General features: G+C 58.0%; 13 protein-coding genes. 8 read left to right on the forward strand and 5 right to left on the reverse strand.

Annotated features, from left to right (window positions below; translation table 11 throughout):
• Positions 1-39: 39 nt before the first annotated feature.
• The 5 genes from kdgD to ALO43_RS13350 form a co-directional block, all read right to left on the reverse strand.
• The gene (gene kdgD / locus ALO43_RS13330) at positions 40-951 is read right to left on the reverse strand and encodes a 5-dehydro-4-deoxyglucarate dehydratase (protein WP_005888902.1); all 912 of its coding nucleotides are present in this window, start codon (positions 949-951) and stop codon (positions 40-42) included.
• 500 nt (positions 952-1,451) lie between these two features.
• Positions 1,452-2,201 carry a FadR/GntR family transcriptional regulator gene (locus ALO43_RS13335; protein ID WP_002555183.1) on the reverse strand — a complete coding sequence of 250 codons (750 nt, stop codon included), beginning with the start codon at positions 2,199-2,201 and terminating at the stop codon, positions 1,452-1,454.
• Between the two features lie 99 nt (positions 2,202-2,300).
• Entirely contained in the window at positions 2,301-4,034 is a 1,734-nt protein-coding gene (locus ALO43_RS13340; RefSeq protein WP_053931537.1) for an ABC transporter ATP-binding protein/permease, read from the reverse strand.
• A gap of 87 nt (positions 4,035-4,121) precedes the next feature.
• The gene (locus ALO43_RS13345) at positions 4,122-4,685 is read right to left on the reverse strand and encodes a response regulator transcription factor (protein WP_005888899.1); all 564 of its coding nucleotides are present in this window, start codon (positions 4,683-4,685) and stop codon (positions 4,122-4,124) included.
• Positions 4,682-5,941 (reverse strand): ATP-binding protein, encoded by a 1,260-nt coding sequence (locus tag ALO43_RS13350; protein ID WP_024670915.1) that lies wholly within the window; start codon positions 5,939-5,941, stop codon positions 4,682-4,684. The genes ALO43_RS13345 and ALO43_RS13350 overlap by 4 nt, the downstream gene beginning before the upstream one ends.
• 192 nt (positions 5,942-6,133) lie before the next feature.
• On the opposite strand from ALO43_RS13350, the gene ALO43_RS13355 reads away from it, so the two are divergent.
• The 8 genes from ALO43_RS13355 (at position 6,134) to ALO43_RS13390 (ending at position 18,388) form a co-directional block, all read left to right on the forward strand.
• The gene (locus tag ALO43_RS13355; RefSeq protein ID WP_005887034.1) at positions 6,134-6,847 is read left to right on the forward strand and encodes an SIMPL domain-containing protein; all 714 of its coding nucleotides are present in this window, start codon (positions 6,134-6,136) and stop codon (positions 6,845-6,847) included.
• A gap of 205 nt (positions 6,848-7,052) precedes the next feature.
• Positions 7,053-8,594, forward strand: a complete 1,542-nt coding sequence (locus ALO43_RS13360) for an HET-C-related protein (protein ID WP_054997651.1) — start codon at positions 7,053-7,055, stop codon at positions 8,592-8,594.
• 94 nt (positions 8,595-8,688) lie between these two features.
• Positions 8,689-10,296 (forward strand): ABC transporter substrate-binding protein, encoded by a 1,608-nt coding sequence (locus tag ALO43_RS13365; protein WP_054997652.1) that lies wholly within the window; start codon positions 8,689-8,691, stop codon positions 10,294-10,296.
• A gap of 258 nt (positions 10,297-10,554) precedes the next feature.
• Positions 10,555-12,183 carry an ABC transporter substrate-binding protein gene (locus ALO43_RS13370; protein ID WP_005887028.1) on the forward strand — a complete coding sequence of 543 codons (1,629 nt, stop codon included), beginning with the start codon at positions 10,555-10,557 and terminating at the stop codon, positions 12,181-12,183.
• A gap of 320 nt (positions 12,184-12,503) precedes the next feature.
• Positions 12,504-14,093: an ABC transporter substrate-binding protein gene (locus ALO43_RS13375; RefSeq protein ID WP_024690158.1), complete on the forward strand. Its 1,590-nt coding sequence runs from the start codon at positions 12,504-12,506 to the stop codon at positions 14,091-14,093.
• 151 nt (positions 14,094-14,244) lie between these two features.
• Positions 14,245-15,624 carry an OprD family porin gene (locus ALO43_RS13380; RefSeq protein WP_005887025.1) on the forward strand — a complete coding sequence of 460 codons (1,380 nt, stop codon included), beginning with the start codon at positions 14,245-14,247 and terminating at the stop codon, positions 15,622-15,624.
• An 83-nt stretch (positions 15,625-15,707) separates the two neighbouring features.
• A complete protein-coding gene (locus tag ALO43_RS13385; protein ID WP_005887024.1) occupies positions 15,708-17,303 on the forward strand; it encodes an ABC transporter substrate-binding protein in 1,596 nt (531 codons plus the stop codon).
• A gap of 74 nt (positions 17,304-17,377) precedes the next feature.
• Positions 17,378-18,388, forward strand: a complete 1,011-nt coding sequence (locus ALO43_RS13390) for an ABC transporter permease subunit (protein WP_005887021.1) — start codon at positions 17,378-17,380, stop codon at positions 18,386-18,388.
• The last annotated feature ends 3 nt before the right edge of the window (positions 18,389-18,391 follow it).

Here is an 18,391-nt window from a genome sequence, read left to right on the forward strand (position 1 = left end):
AAAACCGCTGATCGCTCAGCGGCTCTGTCGTCACAGGTGTTATTGCTTGCCTTGCTTGTCCATCAGGGCAGCGAGCATGTCGCACTCGTCTGGCGTCAGGTCGGTCAATGGCGCACGAACCGGACCTGCGTCGTAACCGGCGATTTTGGCACCGGCCTTGACGATGCTGACTGCGTAGCCCGCTTTGCGATTGCGGATGTCCAGATAAGGCAGGAAGAAGTCGTCGATGTACTTGCCGACTGCTTCATGATCGTCTCGGGCAATGGCGTGGTAGAAGTCCATCGCCAGTTTCGGCACGAAGTTGAACACCGCCGACGAGTAGACCGGTACGCCCAGCGCCTTGTAGGCAGCGGCGTACACTTCGGCGGTAGGCAAACCGCCCAGGTACGAGAAGCGATCACCCAGACGGCGACGGATCGAAACCATCAGTTCGATATCGCCCAGGCCATCCTTGTAACCGATCAGGTTCGGGCAACGTTCGGCCAGTTGCTCCAGCAGCGTCGGTGTCAGACGGCAGACGTTGCGGTTGTAGACAACCACACCGATCTTGACCGATTTGCAGACAGCCTCAACGTGCGCGGCAACACCGTCCTGGCTGGCTTCGGTCAGGTAGTGCGGCAGCAGCAGCAAACCTTTGGCGCCCAGACGCTCGGCTTCCTGAGCATATTCGATGGCCTGACGAGTTGCCCCGCCTACACCGGCCAGGATTGGCACACTGGTAGCGCAGGTGTCGACGGCAGTCTTGATGATTTCGGAGTATTCGCTGGCTGCAAGGGAAAAGAACTCGCCTGTACCGCCTGCAGCAAACAAGGCACTGGCACCGTACGGGGCCAGCCACTCGAGGCGCTTGATGTAGCCAGCGCGATGGAAATCACCTTGGGCGTTGAAATCGGTAACCGGGAAAGACAGCAGACCGGAAGAGAGGATGGACTTCAGTTCTTGTGGATTCATTATTCGAACACCCTGGGGGACATAATTGTTAGAAGATCACCGGGTCGTTGCCGATGTCGTAAGTCATCGTACAACTGATAATAAAATCACTCAACAGGGATTTCGGGTTTTTTCAGCGGGAGAGGATGGAGTCCGATTTTGACGCTGCGGTGCGAAACGGCACCAAAGCAAGCCACCTCGGCTGTATCTGTATGCGAGTGACCGGGCGGCGATCCGCATTGCTCACGACGAGGCCATTACAGCCTCTGGAGATAACTGACCTGTCAGACCGCCTTCTTGGACAAGTCCGCGGGTGGTCTTCGCCATACGTTGTGGGAGCGAGCTTGCTCGCGAATGGGCCAGTACATCCGATGCATTTTCTGTGTCTGAACCATCGCCTTCGCGGACAATTCCGCTCCTACATCCCCCCGCACAAGGAGCCTAATCTGATGCGAAGCCATTGCAGCTTCTCGAGATCGCCGACCTGCCAATTCGTCTTCGCTGCCCGCTACATCCGATCCTCAAGCCCGCTGCGACTCTGCTTCTTCATGCGCGTGGCGCAGGCGTTCGCGGCTGTTGGTCAGATGCAGGCGCATGGCAGCGCGAGCGGCATCGGAGTCCTGACGGGCGATGGCGTCGAAGATCTCTTCGTGCTCACGGCTTAGCCGGTCCATGTAGTGCTGCTGATCATCATGGGCCAGACGCGCCGAGTTCAGGCGCGTGCGCGGAATGATGCTGGTCCCCAGGTGAGTCATGATGTCAGTGAAATAGCGGTTGCCGGTCGACAGGGCAATCTGCAGGTGAAACTGGAAATCCGACGCTACTGCATCGGTGGCATGTGCGGCACTTTCATTGAGTGCGTCCAGTGCCGAACGCATGGCCGCCAGTTGCTCATCGCTTCTGCGCTGAGCTGCCAGCCCTGCCGACTCGACTTCGAGGCTGATGCGCAATTCGAGAATCGCCAGTACATCACGCAGGGTCACGATGGTCGCCGGATCAATCCGGAAGCCGCTGGGGCTGGGAGTGTCGAGAACGAAGGTGCCGATCCCGTGACGGGTTTCGACAAGCCCGGACGCCTGCAGGCGCGAAATGGCCTCGCGCACCACCGTGCGGCTGACGCCCTGCTCTTCCATGATCGCGGATTCAGTGGGCAGTTTATCGCCACGCTTGAGCTGTCCGCTGCGAATACGCTCGGACAGCTCGGTGACCAGCTCCTGCGCGAGGCTGCGGTGTTTTCTACGGGCGCGGGGCGGAGCGCTTTGATTTTCCATCCAACATCGATCTCTGGACTGCTAAACAAGGGCTAATGATAGCTCAGCGGTTATATGATCACACCCTCAAAAAATACCGCCTGTAGGACACAAGCCTTGTCAGACAGAGCCAGCTGCCCGCTGTTCGACCAATTGGCCGCCCTCGACACGCACATGCCTATCGTGAAAACGTTGCAGGCTGCTGCGATGGCCGACGCTGACCAGCGTCAGGCCGGGCAAGCCGTCGATGATCGCGCGATGCATGGCGGTTTCGTCATCCTCGTCCATGGCTGAAGTGGCCTCGTCTACCAACAACCAGCGCGGTGCAATCAGCAAGGCGCGCGCAAACGCTACCCGCTGCTGCTCGCCCGGCGACAGAAAACGCTGCCAGTGATTGCTTTCATCCAGTCGTGGAATCAGGTGTTCCAGACGGCATTGATTCAACACGTCGGCAAAGCGCTCTGCAGCATAGTGATCTGCAGGCTGTGGATAACTCATTGCCTCGCGCAGCGTCCCGATCGGTAGATAAGGCCGTTGCGGCAGAAACAGCGCTGGCCCTGCGGGAAGACGGATCTGCCCTGAACCGTTTGGCCATAGCCCGCCCAGCGCCCTCAGCAGCGAGCTTTTCCCGCTGCCGGAACGACCGCTCAACATGACCCGCTCGCCTGCACCAATACGCAGGTTGGCATCGGTGAGCAATTGACGACCACCGGCAATTTCCAGCCCCAGATTACGCAGTTCCAACGCGTCTTCGGAGCGTGTCCTTTCGATGGCAGGTTGCTGCGCCTCGTGATCGCTCATGGCCTGTCGGAAGCTCAGCAGACGGTCAGACGTGGCACGCCAGGAAGCCAGCGTCCCATACGCACTGATAAACCAGCTGAAGTTCTCCTGCACGTTACCGAACGCCGAGTTGATCTGCATCAGATCACCCAGTTCGATCTTGCCCGCGAAATACCGTGGAGCTGCCACGATGAAGGGGAAAATCAAGGCGATCTGCGAATAGCCCGAGGTGAAGAAGGTCAGTCGCTTCTGCACTTTCATCGACGTTCGAAAGTTATTCCAGATCATCTGGAAGCGTCCGCTGAGGCGCTGGTTTTCATTACGCTCGCCCTCGGACAAGGCGATGCTCTCGGCGTTTTCGCGCACCCTGACCAGCGCGAAACGCAGGTCTGCCTCAAAGCGCTCTTGCTGGTTGTTCAACGGGATCAGCCGTTTACCGATCCAGTGCGTCAGCAAGCTGCCCACCAGCGCATAGAGCATGGCCGCCCAGAACATGTAACCTGGAATGGTGATGCCGAACAGCTCGATGCTGCCTGAAACGCCCCAGAGAATGACCGAAAACGAAACAAGGCTGACAACCGAACTCATCAGACCGAGCCCCAGACTGAGGGTGCTGGTGGTGAATTCGTTCAGGTCTTCTGAAAGCCGCTGGTCAGGGTTATCGGTGTAACCGCCCTGCTCCAGGTGATAGTAATTTTTATCCGCCAGCCAGCGGGCGAAGTGCTGCTCTGTCAGCCAGCGGCGCCAGCGGATGGTCAGCAGCTGAGTCAGGTACAGGCGATAGACCGCAGCCAGAATGGCGATGGCTGCGATGCCGCTGAAGTACAGGATGAGGTGGGTGAACGCCGCCAGATCCTTGTTCTGCAGGGCGTTGTAAAAATCCCGGTACCAGCTGTTGAAGAAGACCGACACCTGCACGCTGAACAGCGACAGGGCGATCACCGAAATCAGCAACAGCCAGGCAGTGGCCTTTTCTTCGCTGCGCCAGTACGGCGTTATCAGCTTCCAGACGCGGCGTAGAAACGCCCCTTTGACAGTATCGTTGACGGCAGAATATTCAGCATTGCGATTCATGTAGTTCAGGCTCGCTCTCTTTGAAAGTACGGCCTGAGCACAATGAAGCAAAAGAACGCTTACACGATCACTATGAAAAAACCTTCATCAACGCCGCACCGGGCGCTTCTGCAACTTGCGCTGCAAGGTCCGGCGATGCATGCCCAATGCACGGGCAGTTGCTGAAATATTGCCCTCGTGTTCAGTCAGCACACGCTGGATATGCTCCCACTGCAGACGATCCACCGACATAGGGTTCTCGGGGACCAGCGTGTCGAGATTGGCGTGTTCGGACAGCAGCGCCGCCAATACGTCGTCCGCATCAGCCGGCTTGCACAGGTAGTTGCACGCACCACGCTTGATGGCTTCGACTGCAGTGGCAATGCTCGAATAACCGGTGAGGATCACCACGCGCATGTCCGGGTCCAGTTCCAGCAGCTTGGGCAGCAGAACCAGACCGGAATCGCCGTCCATTTTAAGATCCAGCGCGGCATATTCGGGAATGTCCTGCTGCGCCAGCGCCAAGCCCTCTTCTGCCGAGCCTGCCGTGCTCACACGAAAGCCACGGCGGCTCATGGCCCTGGCCATCACACGGGTGAACGTCGCGTCGTCATCGACCAGCAACAGGTGCGGCAGCTCTTCGCCTTCGACCTGAATGTCATCCTCACTCATGCTTCTTCTCCTCGCGTGTTTCGGGGCAGGCGCAACTCGGTGAGCGTACCGCCTTCTTCATGACTGTAGAGCTTTACCGAGCCACCCGCACGGGTGACGCTGGCCTTGCTCAGGAACAGACCCAGGCCGAAACCTTTGCCCTTGGTAGTAAAGAACGGTTTGCCGATCTGCTCGGCAATGGCCAGAGGCACACCGGCGCCGTGGTCACGAATACTGATGCAGATTTCCGCGTTGTCCCAATCCAGGTTCACTTCCAGCCCGTCGGGACAGGCATCGGCAGCGTTATTAAGCAGATTGAGCAACGCCTGAGTCAGGTCGGGCGGCGGCGCCAGTGTAGGCACTTCGCCCTTGCCCAACTGATAGAAGCGGTAACTCACTTCAGGGCGCATCAAGTGCCAGCGATTGAGCGATTCGTCCAGCCAGCGCGTGGCAGTCTGATGCTCGACGGCCATGCGCCGGTTGGCCTCGGCAGCCCGCACCAGTTGCTGGAGGGTCTGCTTGCACTGCTTGACCTGCTCCTGCAACACCGACAGGTCTTCTTGCAGCGCCGGGTCGCTGTGGTCCTGACGCATTTCCTTGAGCAGCACGCTCATGGTCGCCAGCGGTGTACCCAGCTCATGGGCGGCGCCTGCTGCCTGGGTGGCGACGGCGAGCAACTGCTGGTCGCGCAGGCCCTCCTCACGACGCTCGGCACGCAGTTGCTCCTGACTACGCAGTTCTTCGGCCATCTTTGCCGCGAAGAACGTGATGACTGCCGCTGCCAGCGCAAAGCTCAGCCACATGCCGTAGACCTGCATGCTCTCACGGGCAATCGAGTCCGTTTCCAGCGGGTAGGAACGCACCATCAACAGGGTGTACATGGTCAGCGCGAAACCGGACAGAATCAGCGAGTAACGCCACGGCAAGGTTGCGGCGGCGATGGTCAGCGGCACCAGATAGTAGGAAACGAACGGGTTGGCCGAGCCGCCCGAGTAGTACAGCAAGGCGCTGTGGATAAGCAGGTCCAGCGCCAGTTGCAGCGCATACTCGAACTCGGTCAGCGGCAGGGACGTGCGCAGGCGGATCACAGTCAGCCCGCACAGCACCAGCGAGCAACCCAGTGTTATAGACAGTTGCAGCCACGGCAGCGGCAGAAAGTCGAACAGCCACGCCATTCCCACCGAGCCCGCTTGCGCGGCCAGCACCAGAATACGGATGAATGTCAGGCGCCACAGGTTTTGCCGTGTGGCTGAAAGCATTTGAACGGGGGCGAGCATGAGCTCTCCTGATGAGTGCTCCAGGTGGATCGTTGCGAGTATAACCAAGCGGGAGCCAAAACTGGAAAAGTGCGTCAACGCACCGCACACCGAAGCAGTCTGTCATCGCAGGAACCGGGCCAAACCGCTACAGTCAGAGAACTTTGCGCCATTCGACAATTGTCGGCGGCCGTTTGATAACAAGGAGCTTTCATGTTCAATCTCCGTCCTGCTGCCGCGCTCGTCGCGCTGGCCGCTGCCCTGTCCAGCCTGCCAGCGCTGGCTGAAGAAGCCCGCTATAACCAGATATCCTTGCGCGCCGAGGTCAATCAGGAGGTTCAGCGCGACCTGATGCTCGTCACGCTGTACACAGAAGCCCAGGACAGTGACCCGGCCAAACTGGCGGCACAGATCACTGAGACACTGAACAAGGCGCTGGGTCAGGCACGGCAGGTCAAGGATGTGAAGATTCGCCAAGGCAGCCGCAACAGCTACCCGGTCTACGACGACAAAGGCCAGAAGATCACCGGCTGGCGTGAACGCGCCGAACTGCGCCTCGAAAGCGCAGACTTCGCGGTGCTGTCGAAGCTGACCGGCGAGCTGCTGACGGACCTGAAAATGGGCGGCATGGACTTCTCGATCTCGCCTGCGACCCGCAAGACCAGCGAAGACGCGTTGCTCAAGGACGCCGTGAACGCATTCAAGGCCCGCGCGCAACTGGTCACTGAGGCGCTGGGCGGCACAGGCTACAAGCTGGTCAACCTGAACCTCAATACGTCAGGCTACCCGCAACCCTACCTGCGTGCGCCCGTCATGATGATGGCCAAATCGTTACGTGAAGATTCTGCACCGACCCCGGATGTCGAAGCCGGCACCAGCCAGGTCAGCGTTGCAGCTGATGGCATCATCGAAGTCGCTATTCCCTGAATCATGGGGCGGTAGTTTCGGCTACCGCCTTTTCCCACACTCGCCCTTCTCTTGCCCCCCTCCTCCTCGGCAATCGCCTACGCCTGCTGATACGTCGCCTGATTGTCGACAAACCCGGTGCGCGCGAAAATTGCCACCTCCCGTTCAAACACGGTCACGCCGGCCGAATGACCCGGCTCGCCGTCTTATCATCAAGGAATCAAGGATGAGTCCCCAGCACCCGGCTGTTGCCATCGATCAGATCATGGATAGCAACGGCGAAGAGCTTCCAGTGCCACTGCGATTTGAAGCAGGCAAAGGCGACGAAGACAAACACACGCATGCTTCGATCGAGACTGTTCTCGAATCTGCCGGTTTCACGCCGGAACAAATCCGCGCGATCTATTTCGGCAACTGGCTGCGCGACTATTCGCAACTGCTCGACCCGAAGATCGTCAGGGCGACGAGCATGCCGAAAAGCTTCCCTGACCTGCTTTCCCGCGATGCACTGACCCGCATCGTGGATGTTCTGGCAGTGAAGGAGTTCACCGACCTGATGCGCGTGGACCGTTCACGCTTTGTAGTAACTGCGCAACGGCTCGGCGTCTATCGCCCTGGCGAGCACATCGACAACCCCAAGGCTACGAACCCCAACCCGGCCAACCCAAAAGAGCGCGACGGCGACTTTGACGAATGGGTACTACCTGACGATCAGGCCTTGCAGGTCGACCATGACACCTCGATGAAGCGCTACCTTCAGCGCTCGGCAGACATCATGACCGCAGGCCTGAAGTCGGCCGTAGAGGCCGGTGCCCACTCCACGGACGGGCTGCGGGACATGGGTGCTGCACTGCATGTTCTCGAAGACTTCTTTGCCCATTCCAATTTCGCTGAACTGAGCCTGATCAAGCAGGGCTATACCGACGTGTTGCCGTGGACGTCGAATGCAGACTGCAGGCACTCACTGCCCCTCGTCACAGGTACGTTCGGCGGCAGCGACATCATCGCCAGCCTTGCAGAACCCCTTGGCAAGATTCTGTTCTCGCCAGACGACAAACCGTTCGAAGCGTTCAAGGCCGGAGAACGCTACGAGCGCGACCAGATCATCCAGATCATCCTTGGCGAGCACCCTGACCAGAGCCTGCTTGCAGGCTACGAGGCTTTCCTCGAAGCGCGTGACCAATGGGCCAGCCAGCCGTTCTCCGAACAGGTCGAACAGTTCTATGCCTTCATCGTTACACCAGGACGATTGCTGGGAAATGCTTTCGGGATCGTCCTGCAAAGCCTGACCGTCTGGCTGGGCAACAGCGTTGACGACGTGCAGACCATGCTCGACGAGGACCCGAACACCAGCGGCTCGACTGACCCGTCGCATTCCCAGCTGGCCAAAGATCATGCGCAACATCCGCTGCATGTCCTCGCCGCAGAGCTTGCCAGAACAGCGGTGCTTGAAACAGGCAGGGCCGTTCTGAACCATTGGCACGCAAAGGAAGGTGTCGAACATCCGGCACACGTTGCCGCAAGGTTTTTCACCCACCCGATGGACTGCGACTGGCAGGACCGCATCGTCAGTGAATGGGCCGAGGCAAACCCCGAACAGCTCAGGCGTGCTGCACTCAAGAGCGAGCTGGACCAGACCCGTGTTCAATTGCAGAGCAACGCGAAGAAAGACCTGCAGCGGTTCAGCCAGGACGGCAGCCATTTTCTGAACGTATTCTTCGAAAGTGCCTCGCTGTCGGACTTGTGGGCGAGGATTACCGGCAAGTAAGCGTATTGTCCCACCCGGACCAAGTACGGCACTATCCGTGTCTATCTTATTGTCGACTTAAAGCACGGTGACTGCCGTACCACGCGAGGGATCCATGGGACACACACTTTTCAAACCGCTGCTCCTGAGCACCACGCTGCTGGCCTGCGCCCCACTGGCCCACGCAGCCAGCACCCTGGTGTACTGCTCTGAAGCCAGCCCGGCAGGCTTTGACCCCAGCCAGTACACCAGCGGCACCGACTTCGATGCGTCGGCCGAAACCGTCTTCAATCGCCTGACCCAGTTCAAGCGTGGCGGGACCGAAGTAGAGCCCGGGCTGGCGTCCAGCTGGGACGTATCACCCGACGGGCTGACCTACACGTTTCATCTGCGCGAAGGCGTGAAATTCCACACCACGGACTATTTCAAGCCAACCCGCACGTTCAACGCCGACGACGTTTTGTTCACGTTCAACCGCCTGCTCGACGCCAATCATCCTTTTCGCAAAGCCTACCCGTCGGAGTCGCCCTACTTCACTGACATGGGCCTGAACACGACAATCAAGAGCGTCGAAAAAATCGACCCGCAAACCGTCCGTTTCACCCTGAACACTATCGATGCAGCGTTCGTGCAGAATCTGGCCATGAGCTTTGCCTCTATTCAGTCCGCCGAATACGCTGATCAGTTGCTCAAGGAAGGCAAGGCCGAAGAACTCAACCAGAAACCCATCGGCACCGGGCCGTTCGTATTCAAGCGCTACCAGAAAGACTCGCAGATCCGTTACGTGGGCAACACCGAGTACTGGAAGCCCGAGGACGTGAAGATCGACAACCTGATCTTCTCGATCAGCAGCGATGCCGCGGTGCGCATGCAGAAGCTCAAGGCCGGCGAGTGCCAGGTCAGCGGCTATCCGCGTCCTCAGGACATTGAAGAAATGAAAAAGGACCCTGACCTCAAGGTCCTCAGCCAGCCTGGCTTCAACCTGGGTTTCCTGGCCTACAACGTTACCCACAAGCCACTTGACCAGCTCAAGGTCCGTCAGGCGCTGGACATGGCCATCGACAAGCCGGCCATTATCAAGGCGGTCTACCAGAGCGCAGGTCAACTGGCCGAGAATGCCCTGCCGCCAGACCAGTGGAGCTTCGACCCGACGATCAAGGATGCGCCACACGACCTGACCAAGGCCAGACAACTGCTCAAGGAAGCTGGCGTCGCGCCGGGGACCAAAATCGACCTGTGGGCCATGACGGTCCAGCGCGCTTCCAACCCCAATGCGCGCATGTCGGCGCAGATGATTCAGTCGGACTGGGAAAAGATAGGCATCAAGGCCAACATCGTCAGCTATGAATGGGGCGAGTACATCAAGCGCGCCAAGGCAGGCGAGCACGACGCGATGATCTACGGCTGGACCGGCGACAATGGCGACCCTGACAACTGGCTGGGTGTGCTCTATAGCTGCGCAGCTGTCAAAGGCAGCAACTACGCCAAATGGTGCGACCCGGCTTACGACAAACTGGTGCAACAGGCCAAGATCACGACCAACCGGGACGAACGCATCAAGCTCTACCAGCAGGCTCAGCACATCCTCAAGCAACAAGTGCCGATCACGCCCATCGCCAACTCTAAAGTGTTTCAGCCAATGCGCAAGGAAGTGCAGGACTTCAAAATCAGTCCGTTCGGCCTCACCCCCTTCTATGGTGTCGGCCTGACTACAGCGAAGTAACAATATGGCCCTAACCGGGTGCATTTTTCACACCCGGTTGCGCCTTAACGGTGCGTGAACCCCTGCGAAATACCCCGCGCAAACGTTCAACTCTCCAAAAAATTACACTTTCGCGACATTCCTGTACGATCGTGCCACTCTTTGTAGCTTCTTTGACGTCATTGTCTTGCTTTGGGTATGGCCCCTGCATAAGTATCGGATGGATCGGCTCATGAGGTCGTTCCCTCTAATCAAAAAATGACAACAACTGAGGCAACCATGCTCAAAAACGCGGTCATTCCGTTTCTGCTCGGCGCCAGCTTGCTAGCCAGCGCACCTTTCGCCCACGCAGCCTCGAACCTGGTGTTCTGCTCCGAGGGCAGTCCTGCCGGATTCGATCCGGGTCAATACACCACAGGCACTGACTTCGACGCCTCGGCAGAGACCATTTTCAACCGCTTGAGCCAGTTTGAACGTGGCGGCACCGCCGTTGTGCCAGGCCTGGCCACAAAATGGGACATCTCTGAAGACGGCCTGACGTACACCTTCCACCTGCGCGAAGGCGTCAAGTTCCACACCACGCCGTACTTCAAGCCGACGCGTGAATTCAATGCCGATGACGTGTTGTTCACGTTCAATCGCATGATCGACAAGGACATGCCTTACCGCAAAGCGTATCCGACCGAATTCCCTTACTTCACCGACATGGCGATGGACACAAACATCACCAAGATCGAGAAGGTCGACGATCACACCGTCAAATTCGTTCTTGGCAAGGTCGACGCTGCGTTCATCCAGAACATGGCCATGAGCTTTGCGTCGATCCAGTCCGCAGAATATGCCGCCAAGCTGCTCAAGGAAGGCAAGCCCGAGCTGATCAACCAGCAGCCGATCGGCACTGGCCCGTTCGTGTTCAAGAGCTACCAGAAAGACTCCAACATCCGTTACACCGGTAACAAGGACTACTGGAAGCCTGAGGACGTCAAGGTCGACAACCTGATCTTCGCCATCACCACCGACGCCTCGGTGCGCATGCAGAAGCTCAAGAAAAACGAATGCCAGATCACCGCTTACCCACGCCCTGCCGACCTCGAACCACTCAAGGCCGACAAGAACCTGAAGATGCCTGATCAGGCTGGCTTCAACCTGGGTTACATCGCCTACAACGTGATGGACCAGATCAAGGGTGAAGACCATCCGAACCCGCTGGCCCAGTTGAAAGTGCGTCAGGCACTGGACATGGCGGTCAACAAACAGCAGATCATTGACTCGGTGTATCAGGGCGCAGGTCAATTGGCAGTCAATGCCATGCCACCGACACAGTGGTCTTATGACACCACCATCAAAGATGCCAAGTACGACCCCGAGAAAGCTCGCGCGCTGCTCAAGGAAGCAGGCATAAAGGAAGGCACCGAAATTACCCTTTGGGCAATGCCGGTTCAGCGTCCTTACAACCCCAACGCCAAACTGATGGCCGAAATGCTTCAGTCTGACTGGAAGAAGATCGGTATCAACGCCAAGATCGTCAGCTATGAATGGGGCGAATACATCAAGCGCGCCAAGAATGGTGAAAACGGCGCGATGCTGATTGGCTGGAGCGGCGACAATGGTGACCCGGACAACTGGCTGGGCACCCTGTTCGGCTGCGACGCACTCAATGGCAACAACTTTGCCAAATGGTGCGACAAGCCGTTCGACACGCTGATCCATCAGGCGAAACAAACGCCTGATCAGGCCAAGCGCACCGAACTTTACAAACAGGCGCAACACCTCTTGAAAGACGCAGTGCCGATGACGCCTATCGCGCACTCGACGGTCTATCAACCCATGCGCACCAGCGTACAGGACTTCAAGATCAGCCCGTTTGGCTTGAACTCCTTCTACGGTGTGAGCGTGACCGGCAAGTAATGGCGCCGGTCTGCTGCGCTGCTCACGCGGCGCAGCACAGCTGCTACACCTGAACATGAGCCTATGCGACCAGTGAAAGAGTGTCGTCACCGACACTCTTTCACTGTCATCGCGATTTTTCCTACGAGCTTTACAGCATTCGAGCCTATTTACCGCGTGCCTTTACCGACTTACCGTCCAAAGGTCGCGACAACAGGCAGGAAGCTGTCGCGTGGGGGCTCTGGCAAATCGTGAAGCATGGGGCGTGCTCTTTCGGTTATCGCCTGTGGGCCTGTTAGACATTCGAGCCGCGGCTCGTCCTTTGAGGGATAGGGATTATCATGCGTAAAACTCTTGCGATGACGTCGTGCCTGGGGCTGTTTGCCCTGGCTCCGCTGGCCCATGCAAATAATCTGGTGTTCTGTTCGGAAGCAAGTCCTGCAGGCTTTGACGGGGCGCAATACACCTCATCAACCGATAACGACGCTTCAGAGCCGATCTATAACCGCCTGACCGAATTCAAGCAGGGCGATACCACGGTGGTGCCGGCTTTGGCGACCTCGTGGGATGTTTCAGAAGATGGGCTGGTCTACACGTTTCATCTGCGCGAAGGCGTGAAGTTCCACAGTAACAAGAACTTCAAACCCAGCCGTGATTTCAATGCCGACGATGTAGTCTTCACGTTCAATCGCATGCTTAACCCCGAACATCCATTTCGTAAAGCCTACCCGACCGAGTTCCCTTACTTCACCGGTATGGGCCTGAACAAGAAGATCAAGTCCATCGAGAAGACCGGCCCGCTGACGGTGGTATTCACCCTCAATACGGTCGACGCTGCGTTCATTCAGAACATCGCGATGAACTTCGCCAGCATCCTGTCTGCCGAGTACGCCGAACAACTGATGGCCAAGGGGGACGTTCGCGACATTAACCAGCAGCCGATCGGCACTGGCCCATTCGTGTTCCAGCGTTATCAGAAAGACTCGCAAATTCGCTACAAGGGCAACAAGGAGTTCTGGGACCCGAGCCGGGTGAAGATCGACCAGTTGATCTTCGCCATAGTCACCGACGCTTCGGCGCGCATGCAAAAGCTCAAGGCCAACGAGTGCCAGGTTTCGGTCAACCCGCGCCCTGCAGACCTCGCCAAGCTCAAGGAAGACAAAAGCCTACAGATCATCGAGAAACCGGGCTTCAACCTCGGTTACATCTCCTACAACGTGCGTCATGAGCCATTAGGCAAGCTGGAAGTGCGTCAGGCGCTGGACATGGCCGTCAACAAGAAAGCCATCATCAACGCGGTTTACCAGGGCGCCGGGCAACTGGCAGTCAACGCCATGCCGCCAACCCAGTGGTCCTACGACGACAGCATCAAGGACGCACCCTACAACCCGGAAAAAGCCAAAGAGCTTTTGCGTGCAGCCGGGGTCAAGGAAGGCACCGAACTGACCCTTTGGGCCATGCCGGTACAGCGCCCTTACAACCCCAATGCGAAGTTGATGGCCGAGATGCTTCAGGCCGACTGGAGCAAGGTGGGCATCAAGGTCAAGATCGTCAGTTACGAATGGGGCGAATACCTCAAGCGCACCAAGAATGGCGAGCACGATATCTCGCTGATCGGCTGGACCGGCGACAACGGTGACCCGGACAACTGGCTCGGCACCCTGTACAGCTGCGCGGCAATTGGCGGTAACAACTACTCGATGTGGTGCGATGAGAAATACGACCAGCTGGTCAAGGCCGCCGTCGCCGTCACTGACCGCGAGCAACGCACCGACCTGTACAAACAGGCACAGCGTTACCTCAAGGAACAGGTGCCAATCACCCCGATTGCCCACTCGACGGTCAATCAGCCGTTGCGCGCCGAGGTCAGGGACTTCCACGTCAGCCCATTTGGCCGCAACAACTTTTCCGGCGTAAGCATCGCCGACTGATCGGAAATCAAGCTTGCCTGCGCTGCCTTGAAGGGTGGCCGGCGCCAGCACTTGCGCATTGATAACAACGCAGGGCCACCAACCCTGCACCACCAAAAGCCAGACCTTAAAGAACTGGCATTTATAAAAGTGATAAAGGGAGCAGTACATAGTGAAAACCACAAGCACCGCATTATTGGCCTTGTCTCTGTCCTCGTTCGGCGCGTTGGTTCAGGCAGAGCCAGCCAGCCAGACATTCGTGCCGACCCAGCTGAGTTCCAAGAATGCCCAGGCCGACGCCAACGGCTTTTTCGAAGATCAACACCTGACCGGCACGACCCGTAACTGGTATGCCAATGAACTCAAGCGTCGCGACGAGGTGTTCCGCTACAACGACAACGGCGTCGCTGAGCAGACCTCGCGCCGTATCAACTGGCAGCAGGGCACCATCGTCAACTACACCTCGGGTTACACCCAGGGTGTTGTTGGTTTCTCCACAGAACTGGCCCTGTACAACGCCATCGCACTGGACCGCGACACTGATGACTTCGCAGGCAATTCCAACCGTACCCTGGCCCACAGTGACGGCGATGCAGTTGGCCAGTGGAGCAAAATGGGTCTGGGCAACGTCAAGGCCCGTGTCTCCAATACAGTTCTGACCATGGGCCGCCAGTCGGTGAACACGCCGGTTATCGCCTTCATCGGCAACCGTGCCCTGCCGTCCAGCTTCCAGGGTTTTGCCGTACAGAGCGACGAATTCAACAACCTGTCCCTGCAGGCCGGCAGCTTCGACCGCGTGTCGCCACGTATGGAGCAAAGCCTGGACAAGTTCCGCTCCGAATACGGTGATCGCAGCAAGACTGCTGATCGTCTGGACATGTTCGGCGGCGACTACAAGCCTACCGACAGCCTGACCGCCAGCTTCTACGCCTCAAACCTGGAAGACTTCTGGCATCAGTACTACTTCGGTTTCACCCACGAACTGGGTGACAGCAAGGCCTTGGCCCTCAGCACCAACCTGAACTACTACAAGACCAAGGATGCTGGCCAGAGCAAGCTGGGCGCGATCGACAACGACACCTACAGCCTGTCCTTCACCGGTACACACAACGCCCACAGCGTGAGCGTTGCGTATCAGGAAGTGAACGGTAACGAGTACTTCGACTACGCCCACGACACCAACGCGATCTTCCTCGCCAACTCCCTGCTCTCGGACTTCAACGGCCCGAATGAGAAATCCCTGCAGATCGCTTATGTGCTGAACATGGCCGAATACGGCGTGCCAGGCCTGAAGTTCAACATCTACCAGGCTCGCGGCTGGGACATCGACGGTACTCATTACAAAGGCACCGGCTACACCGACGTGCTGGCAATGGACGGCGAAACCCACTACGAGTACGGCATCGGTTCGTCTTACTCCGTGCAGTCCGGTCCGCTCAAGGCTACTGCTATCCGCGCGACCTACACCACCCACCGCGCCAGCGAGAATCAGGCTGATGGCAACATCAACGAATTCCGTCTGGTGACCACTGTCCCGTTCAACATTCTCTGATTCGCTGAAAAACGCCCTGACGCAATGCAACAGCCTTGCGTCAGGGCATCACCATCGGCGTCAACTCTATGGAGGGTTCACAAATGAAACTGTTATCGCTACGCAACTCGATCGCCCTGGCCCTGCTCAGCGTCGCCGTCAGTGTTTCGGCTAAACCCCTGGTGGTCTGCACCGAAGCCAGCCCTGAAGGCTTTGACATGGTGCAGTACACCACTGCCGTCACGGCCGATGCCGTGGCTGAAACCGTGTTCAACCGTCTGGCAGATTTCAAGCCCGGTTCGACTGAAGTCATCCCCGCACTGGCTGAATCCTGGGAGATCAGCGAAGACGGTCTGACCTACACCTTCCACCTGCGCAAAGGCGTCAAGTTTCACACCACCGATTATTTCAAACCGACCCGCGACATGAACGCCGACGATGTACTTTGGAGTTTTCAGCGCCAGCTGGACCCGAAACATCCGTGGCATGACAAGTCGAGCGTGGGTTTCCCCTACTTTGAAAGCATGGGCTTCAAAGAGCTGCTGAAAAGCGTCGAAAAAACCGACGACTACACCGTCAAGTTCACCCTGACACGCCGAGAAGCGCCATTTCTGGCTGACATCGCCATGGCTTTCGCTTCGATCTACCCGGCCGAGTACGCCGACCAGTTGCTGAAAGCCAACAAGACCGGTGACCTGAACAGCAAGCCGATCGGCACCGGCCCGTTCATCTTCCAGCGTTACGCAAAAGATGCCCAGGTGCGTTTCAAGGCCAACCCGGATTACTTCCGTGGCAAGCCACCTGCCGAAGCACTGATTCTGGCCATCGCCACCGACAACAACGTGCGCCTGCAGAAGCTCAAGGCCAACGAATGCCAGATCGCGCTGTACCCCAAGCCGGACGACATTCCGAGCATCAAGAAAGACCCTAATCTGAAGGTCGAAGAACTGGAGGCCATGACGACTTCCTATATTGCGATCAATACGACGCACAAGTACCTGAGCGACGTGCGAGTGCGCAAAGCGATCGACATGGCCTTCGACAAGGCAGCCTATGTCAATGCACTGTTCGGCAAGGGCAATGCGCTGGTTGCGGTCAACCCGTATCCGCCGACCCTGCTGGGTTACAACAACAGCCTGAAGAATCCGCCGATTGATCTCGACAAGGCACGGGCCTTACTCAAGGAAGCCGGTGTGCCGGAAGGCACCACGTTCACCCTGTTCACCCGCAATGGTGGTGGCCCGACCAACCCCAACCCGATGCTCGGGGCACAAATGATGCAGTCCGATCTGGCCAAGATCGGCATAAAGATCGACATTCGCGTCATGGAATGGGGTGAAATGCTCAAACGTGCCAAAAATGGCGAACATGACATGGTGTCTGCCGGCTGGGCAGGCGACAATGGCGACCCTGATAACTTCCTGACCCCGATGCTCAGTTGTGAAGCGGCGAAAAACGGCGAGAACTATGCGCGCTGGTGCAACGCCGATTTCCAGAAACTGATCGATCAGGCTCGCGAAACAGTGAACCCCCAGGAGCGCGCCACGCTCTATGAACAGGCCCAGGCAATCTTCAACAAGGACCAGCCTTGGATCAGCATGGCTCACACCAGAATGTTCACCGCCATGCGCAACAACGTAGAGGGCTATGTAATCAGCCCGCTCACCACCAATAACTTCGCCACTACCCAGGTGAAGTAGAAAAATAATCCGGCGAGCTCGTCACCCGAGACTCGCCGGAGCACGCCTAACCGGCTGATGAGGTACACACCAAGATGTTTAGTTTTATCGCCCGCCGAGTGGGGTTGCTGATACCCACTTTCTTCGGCATCACCTTGTTGACGTTCGCACTGATTCGTCTGATCCCGGGCGACCCGGTTGAAGTCATGATGGGTGAGCGCCGGGTCGATCCGGAAATGCACGCTCAGGCCATGGAACGTCTTGGCCTGAACAAACCGCTGTATGCCCAGTACATCGATTACATCGGCAAGCTCGCCCAAGGCGATCTCGGTGAGTCGTTGCGCACGCGCACCAGTGTCTGGAGCGAGTTCACCTCGCTGTTCCCGGCCACCCTGGAGTTGTCGCTGGCAGCCCTGATTTTCGCGGGTATCCTTGGCCTGCTGGCGGGCGTGATCGCCGCACTCAAGCGAGGGTCCCTGTTCGACCATGGGGTCATGGGTATATCCCTGGCCGGCTATTCCATGCCGATCTTCTGGTGGGGCCTGATCCTCATCATGTTCTTCTCGGTGACCCTGGGCTGGACCCCGGTGTCCGGGCGGATCGACTTGCTGTACGACATTCCGCCGGTCACCGGCTTCATGCTGATCGACACGCTGCTCAGTGACGAGCAAGGCGCGTTTCTGGATGCCCTGCATCACCTGATCCTTCCAGCCATCGTGCTGGGTACCATCCCGCTGGCGGTGATCGCCCGGATGACTCGCTCGTCGATGCTTGAAGTACTGCGTGAAGACTACGTGCGCACGGCTCGCGCCAAAGGCCTGTCGCCTGCCCGCGTGGTGTTCGTTCACGGCTTGCGTAACGCGCTGATCCCGGTACTGACCGTATTCGGTCTGCAGATCGGTACCTTGCTGGCCGGTGCGGTTCTGACAGAAACGATCTTCTCCTGGCCCGGCATCGGCAAATGGCTGATCGAAGCCATTGGCGCACGGGACTACCCGGTCGTGCAAAACGGCATTCTGCTGATCGCCTGTCTGGTGATCCTGGTCAACTTCGTGGTGGACATCCTCTACGGCTTTGCCAACCCACGCATTCGTCACCAGCGCTGAGAT

The organism is Pseudomonas tremae (assembly GCF_001401155.1).
Taxonomy (GTDB): domain Bacteria; phylum Pseudomonadota; class Gammaproteobacteria; order Pseudomonadales; family Pseudomonadaceae; genus Aquipseudomonas; species Aquipseudomonas tremae.

Excerpts from the sequence above, each read along its gene's own strand:
- kdgD (WP_005888902.1), bottom strand. The coding sequence starts at position 951 with ATGAATCCACAAGAACTGAAGTCCATCCTCTCTTCCGGTCTGCTGTCT.
- ALO43_RS13375 (WP_024690158.1), top strand. The coding sequence starts at position 12,504 with ATGCGTAAAACTCTTGCGATGACGTCGTGCCTGGGGCTGTTTGCCCTG.
- ALO43_RS13345 (WP_005888899.1), bottom strand. The coding sequence starts at position 4,685 with ATGAGTGAGGATGACATTCAGGTCGAAGGCGAAGAGCTGCCGCACCTG.
- ALO43_RS13355 (WP_005887034.1), top strand. The coding sequence starts at position 6,134 with ATGTTCAATCTCCGTCCTGCTGCCGCGCTCGTCGCGCTGGCCGCTGCC.
- ALO43_RS13350 (WP_024670915.1), bottom strand. The coding sequence starts at position 5,941 with ATGCTCGCCCCCGTTCAAATGCTTTCAGCCACACGGCAAAACCTGTGG.
- ALO43_RS13340 (WP_053931537.1), bottom strand. The coding sequence starts at position 4,034 with ATGAATCGCAATGCTGAATATTCTGCCGTCAACGATACTGTCAAAGGG.
- ALO43_RS13365 (WP_054997652.1), top strand. The coding sequence starts at position 8,689 with ATGGGACACACACTTTTCAAACCGCTGCTCCTGAGCACCACGCTGCTG.
- ALO43_RS13390 (WP_005887021.1), top strand. The coding sequence starts at position 17,378 with ATGTTTAGTTTTATCGCCCGCCGAGTGGGGTTGCTGATACCCACTTTC.
- ALO43_RS13370 (WP_005887028.1), top strand. The coding sequence starts at position 10,555 with ATGCTCAAAAACGCGGTCATTCCGTTTCTGCTCGGCGCCAGCTTGCTA.
- ALO43_RS13335 (WP_002555183.1), bottom strand. The coding sequence starts at position 2,201 with ATGGAAAATCAAAGCGCTCCGCCCCGCGCCCGTAGAAAACACCGCAGC.
- ALO43_RS13360 (WP_054997651.1), top strand. The coding sequence starts at position 7,053 with ATGAGTCCCCAGCACCCGGCTGTTGCCATCGATCAGATCATGGATAGC.
- ALO43_RS13385 (WP_005887024.1), top strand. The coding sequence starts at position 15,708 with ATGAAACTGTTATCGCTACGCAACTCGATCGCCCTGGCCCTGCTCAGC.